At 63.4% G+C, this 4645-nt stretch carries 4 protein-coding genes; 1 reads left to right on the forward strand and 3 read right to left on the reverse strand.

Features of this window, described 5'->3' with window-relative positions; all coding sequences use genetic code 11:
* Positions 1-733, reverse strand: a 733-nt coding sequence (locus ACFQEY_RS18665) for a hypothetical protein (RefSeq protein ID WP_379771513.1), incomplete at its 3' end; no start/stop codon positions are given.
* 251 nt (positions 734-984) lie between these two features.
* Positions 985-1548, reverse strand: a complete 564-nt coding sequence (locus ACFQEY_RS18845) for a PIN domain-containing protein (protein ID WP_459865120.1) — start codon at positions 1546-1548, stop codon at positions 985-987.
* Between ACFQEY_RS18845 and ACFQEY_RS18675 the strand changes: the two genes are divergently transcribed.
* Positions 1463-2803, forward strand: coding sequence for a nickel pincer cofactor-dependent isomerase, group 22 (locus ACFQEY_RS18675; RefSeq protein ID WP_379771516.1), 1341 nt, complete (start codon positions 1463-1465; stop codon positions 2801-2803). The genes ACFQEY_RS18845 and ACFQEY_RS18675 overlap by 86 nt on opposite strands.
* A 31-nt stretch (positions 2804-2834) precedes the next feature.
* On the opposite strand, the gene ACFQEY_RS18680 is transcribed toward ACFQEY_RS18675, so the two are convergent.
* Positions 2835-4645, reverse strand: a 1811-nt coding sequence (locus ACFQEY_RS18680) for a PAS domain S-box protein (protein ID WP_379771518.1), incomplete at its 5' end; no start/stop codon positions are given.

The raw sequence follows: 4645 nt of genomic DNA on the forward strand, positions 1-4645 counted from the left end.
TGGCCTGTTGCGGCTGTGACTGTGCGGTGGCCTGTTGCGGCTGTGACTGTGCGGTGGCCTGTTGCGGCTGCGCACCGGCAGTCGGCTGCGGCTGTGTGGCGGTCGCCTGCGGTTGTGTGGAGATGGTCGCCGCGTCTACGGTGGGTGCCAACTGCGACTGGATGGGCTGCGGTTGCACCAACTGCGGCGACGGCTGGGCCGACTGCGGCGACGGCTGGGCCGACTGCGGCGTGGGCGAGCCGCTCTGTGCCGACCCGAGGCCAGTCGCTTCCACGGCCGTCTGGGACGGTGCTGTCGCGGACATCGTCTGGGGTTGCAGCGTGGGCGCGGGAGCCGGCTGCGTCTGACCCGCGTTCCCCGCGATCTCCTGGGGTGGGTCCGCTGCGGCGGGGGTAGTGGGGCTGTGGAGATTGGTGGCGGGAACAGTCGTCGCGGTCGCGCTCTGCGCGGATGGCGTCGCCCGTTTGGCGTCCAGGATCGGTAATCCGACCGCTTCGAACGGGACGTTCCGGTCGTACGCCTGCTGGACCTGCTGTGGGTACTGTTGTGCCAGTTGGGCGACGGCGTTCCGCTCCGCGGCCGTCAGGAATCGACCCGTGTCCGGGGCACGAGAGAATTGCTCCGCCTGCTGTGTCTGCATCTGTCCTGAGTGCGGTACCTGAACCGTTGGCTCTGTCGTCGGGATCTGATTCACGTTTGGGAACACCTGCATTCCGGCGTTGGACTGGTCCAAGTATTGTTATACTGGATGTACATCCGGTAAGAACAGCAAAATGGAACAGTATGGAAAGTAATCCCAACATACATCCATAATAAATAAATATTCGATCAATATTTGGGAGGGGAGATACTGTTCGTCTCCGCCTCGCCGAACACGTCCATGACCCGGTCTTCCGAGTTCGTTTCTGTCGGGGGTCCTCGATCCACTGCCTGGATCTCTGGAGCCCAAGGACCTCTCGATCGTCTCTGTGAAATACAATGAATTCACTGCGCGTTGAGTCGGTCGTAGAAGGTTCTCGGTTCGACGATATCGATCCCACGGAATGATTCGAGATCGAGCAAATGGCCGTCTCCGGAGACGAGGTAGTCGACGCTACCAGCGACGGCCGCTTCGAGGAATTTGTCGTCATCAGGATCCGCTTCGACGGCTGTGACATCTTCTTTTGGGTCGACAAATTCCGAAAAATACCGGGTTACGAAGGGCTTGAATCTGCCGGCCAATACGCACTTTTCAGCGATCAACCATTTCGCAAAAGAAAATGTCTGAAGTATTTTGGTTTCAACAGAGCGTCTCAGATCCACAGTCCAAAACGCTCGATTCTCGGCCCGGAGAGTGGTGTCAGTGAGAACTGTCGGTGCGATCTCGTCGAATTCACTCGTCGCCGACGCGATTCCGACGAGCGCGCGCGAGTATCGACCTCGTCCCGTACGCTTATCACAGGAGAGACGGACGCCTACGCATATGGAATCACTCGACGATCTCGTCGTGCCGGAAGCGACCGTTCTCGAGGCGTGCGGCGACCGACCGCTACCGGAACTGGGGCTCATCGAGCGGGTCTGGGACACCGATCCGATACCGACCGGGCGTGTCGAGACCGCCGCCGTCGACGCGGTCGCCGCGCTCGACTTCGAGTCGGTTCCCGAGGGCGGCGAGGTTGCCGTCGGCGCAGGCAGCCGCGGGATCGCCAACCTCCCGGCGATCGTGAGCGGCGTCGTCGACGCGATCCGTGAGGCGGGGTACGAACCCTTCGTGTTCCCGGCGATGGGGAGTCACGGCGGCGCGACCGGCGAAGGGCAGCAGGAGATGCTCGAATCGCTCGGCGTCACCGAAGCGACGATCGGTTGTGAGATCCGGTCGAGCATGGACGTCGTGCAGGTCGGCGAAACGGCGGACCGAGGGGTGCCCGTGTACGCGGACGAACACGCCGCTGGAGCCGACGCGATCGTCCCGGTGAATCGGGTCAAACCGCACACGGACTACGACGGACCCGTCGAGAGCGGCCTGTCGAAGATGCTCGTCATCGGAATGGGCAAACAGCGGGGCGCAAAGACCGCCCACGAGTGGGCCATCGACTGGAGCTTCAGGAACATGATCCCGGAGATCACGGAGAAGCTGCTGGCCGAGCTCCCCGTCGCGGGCGGCGTGGCCATCGTCGAGGACCAGTTCGACGACACGACGGTGATCGAAGGCGTTCCGCCGTCCGGGTTCCTCGATCGAGAGGCCGAGCTCCTGGAGCGCGCGTACGACCTGCTGCCGACGGTCCCCTTCGACGACGTCGACGTGCTGATCCTCGATCGGCAGGGAAAAGACGTCAGCGGGCAGGGGATGGACACAAACGTGATCGGCCGGCGTCCCTTCGCCATCAACGAGCCGGAGCCGGAACGCCCGGACGTCAAGCGAATTTTCGTCCGGGGGTTGACGGAGACGACCCACGGCAACGCGATGGGGATGGGATCGGCGGACTTCGTCCACCGCGATCTCGCAGCCGAACTCGACAGCTCGACGTCCCTCATCAACGCGATCACCGCGAGCACGACGCGCGGCGTCCGCCTTCCACCGGTCGTCGAAACGGACCGCGCCGGCCTCGTCGCGTCGCTATCGACGGTCGGCGTCGTGGGCCCCGACGCGGTTCGTGTCCTCCGGGCGACCGATACGATGCGGCTCGATCGACTGTACGCCTCTCCCGCCCTCGTCGAGGAAGCGCGGGAGCGCGACGATCTGCGGGTGATCTCGGTTCCCACGCCGATCGAGTTCGACGACGGCCAGTTCGCTGCGACGACGCCGCACGAAACGAGAAAGTGAATCCACAATCGCTCATCCGGTGGATCTGAACTCACTCATCCGGGGTCGTGTCGATATCGAACCGGGCACCGCCACCGCTCCCGTTCGTGACCGCGACCGTCCAGCCGTGGGCGTCGGTGACCTGAGAGACGATGTCCAGCCCGAACCCGGTTCCGTCGGCGGCCGTCGAGTACCCCGACTCGAAGACGCGATCGCGTTCTGACTCCGGGATCCCCGATCCGTCGTCGGCGACGTAGAACCCGTTGTCGGTCGCGCCGACGGTGACGGTGACGTCGTTGCCACCGTGCTCGATAGCGTTCCGGATGAGGTTTTCGAACAGCTGCTGGAGTTGGTCCCGATCGGCCTCGACCGTTGCGTCCGTCTCCACCGCGAGCGTCGCGTTTCGGGTCGCGACCGTGTCCCAGCACGTCCGAACGAGATCCGCGATCGAGATGGATTCCACCTCCATCGCCTCCGTCCCGTCCTGAGCGAGCGTGAGCAGGTCGTCGATCAGCGCGTTCATCCGACCGAGCGCATCGTCGATGGCCGCGACGTGCTCGCTGTCGCATTCCTCTTCGAGCAGGGCGAGGCGTCCCTCGGCGACCTGCAGCGGGTTTCGGAGATCGTGGCTCACGACACTCGTGAACCGATCGAGGCGTTCGTTCTGCGTGACGAGCTCGGCCTCTCGAGCCTTCTGTTCGCTTATGTCCCTGTCCATCGCGACGAAGCGGTCCTCGCCGTCCAGATCGAGGCGGATGAGGTGCACCTCGATGGGGAAGGTCGATCCGTCACTCCGTTCCAGTGCTCCCTCGAACCGATGCGGCGTGTTCGTCTTCGCATCGGCCCAAAACGACCGAGCGTGGGCGGGATCGACCGTCGGATCGAGGTCCCAGACCCGCTGGCCGATCAGCTCCGTTTCGGTGTACCCCAGCTCGTCGCACATCCGCTGGTTTACATCTCGAATGACGCCGTCCGCGTCGTGGATCGCGATGATGTCGGGAGAGTTGTCGAACAGCGCTTCGAGGCGCGCAGTATTCGAACGCAGCCGCTCCTCGTAGGCCTTCCGCGTCGTCACGTCGTCTTGGAAGCCGACGAACAGGTCGAGGTCGCCGTCGGCGTCGAAGACCGGAGCGATCCGGACGCGGTTCCAGAACTCGGACCCATCGGCTCGATAGTTTCGCAGTTCGGCGGTCACCGGCTCCCGGTTCGCGATCGCAGAGCGGAGTTCGGAGACGGTGTCTTCGTCCGTCCCTTCGCCCTGCAAGAATCGACAGTTTCGACCGATCACCTCGGTCCTGTCGTAGCCGGTGAGTTCGGTGAACTTGTCGTTCGCGTAAATTATCGGATTGTCCTCCGCGTGCGGATCGGTGAGCACGATCCCAACCGGCGCTTCGTCCATCGACCGCTCCTTCACGGAAAGGTCTCGCGCCGCCGAATCGTCGGTCATCGGGCGGGATAGCGTACAGATGAGCGACCCGTCGTCCGTGTACGAGAGCGTGTGCTGTACGTCGATCACTGTGTCGTCTTTGCGGACGAAGGAGGTCTCACCCGTCCACCGATCGGCCCGAGCTTCCGGAAGGAGAACGTCGTACACGTCGGAGACGTCGGTGTTCCGGTAGAACGCCTCCCAGTGCTGGCCGAGCAATTCTTCGCGTTCGTATCCGAGAATGTCGGCGCACGCGGTGTTCGCGTACTCGATGTGTCCGTCTTCGTTCAAGATACTGATCCCGTCTTGAGCGGTCTCGATGGCTTCGAGACCCCGGTCCAAGTACCGCTCCGCCCAGTATCGCTCGACGGCGTTCTGAATGCGATTGCCGAGTACTCGATACTGCTCGGTTCCGCCGCTCTTCTGGAGGTAATCGG

The organism is Halorubrum trueperi (genome assembly GCF_042662525.1).
Taxonomy (GTDB): Archaea; Halobacteriota; Halobacteria; order Halobacteriales; family Haloferacaceae; genus Halorubrum; species Halorubrum trueperi.